The 1218-nt window shown below is 61.7% G+C and carries 1 pseudogene; it reads right to left on the bottom strand.

Annotated elements, in window-relative coordinates:
• Positions 1-149: 149 nt before the first annotated feature.
• Positions 150-1144: pseudogene (locus tag NKI52_RS32630) on the bottom strand (IS110 family RNA-guided transposase).
• Positions 1145-1218: the final 74 nt, after the last annotated feature.

The following is a 1218-nucleotide window of genomic DNA, read 5'->3' on the forward strand; positions in this document are numbered from 1 at the left end:
GCCCGTATGGGGAGTTCGCGCATCGGGTCCAATTCAACCTCGCGCGCTCAAGGCGCGTATCCTGGTTTTCCCGAACCCGTCTCTTTGACCGTAGCGCCATACTCTCCGTTCGACCTTCTCACACCATGGCAGCCCGCTCGAGGAGCGGACTATCCTGCTATGGCCGGCGTTCGATAGGTTCCACCTTTGGCCATTAAAGGCGAAGATGACCAGCATGGGTGGCTTGCGCTCAAGCATCCGCGAAAGCCACGGATCCCCGGTCGATCCCTTCCGCATGGCCCAGCGCACAGCGGCGCTGGCCCCAATGATCAGCAGCCGTCGCAGGGTTCGCTCGCCCATGCGGGAATGTCTCGCCGAGCTTTTGCTTGCGCCCGAAGAACGTTGCAGCGGCGTCAGTCCGAGCTATGCCGCGAAGTCCCGGCCTCTCTTGAAGGTCTGAGCGGACGGGGCCAACGCGGCAAGCGCCGTCGCGGTGATCGGTCCTATACCGGGAATCCGTCATCAAGCGCTTGGCTTCGCATCCTCTCTGGCGCGCCGGACAACCTCTCGGTCGAGCTCGGCCACTCTCGCATCCAGCGACCGCAACTGCTCAACGAGTAAAGACAGGATCGGGCGGGCGGCTTCGGGGATGGTAGGGTCCATCTGCTCGATTCGCCGTAACAAGTTTCGCGACGTGGAAGAGGCCTTGCGCAGCCACAAGTCCAAATTCCGCAAGATGGCCGGGTATTGCATTGATCGTCTGGGTCCGCTGGCGAACCACAAAGATCGCGGACGCGGAACACATGGCCGCGGCCTGTTGCTCTTCGCTCTTCACGGCCACGAACCGCATAGTCGGCCTCTGGGCCGCTTCGCAGATCGCTTCCGCGTCAGCTGCATCATTCTTTTGCCGCTTGACGAAAGGCTTGACGTAGCCCGGAGCGATCAGCCGGACGCCATGACCCAGCTTCGCGATCTCCCGCGCCCAATAATGGCTGCCGGCACACGCCTCCATCGCCACTGTGCAAGCCGGCTGCTCAGCTAGCAACCGAAGCACGTGATCGCGGCGCAACTTTTTGCGGAACAGGGTGGCTCCCAACGCATCCGAGCCGTGCGCCTGAAACACGTTCTTCGCCAGGTCCAATCCGATTGTGTTAACTTCCAACATGGATGCCTCCGTTCATGTGATGATCAACGACACCACTTTGGCACAGCGATGCCGTGAGGGGGCGTCCACCCCAT

The sequence above is a fragment of the Mesorhizobium sp. M0590 genome (genome assembly GCF_040320905.1).
Classification (GTDB): domain Bacteria; phylum Pseudomonadota; class Alphaproteobacteria; order Rhizobiales; family Rhizobiaceae; genus Mesorhizobium.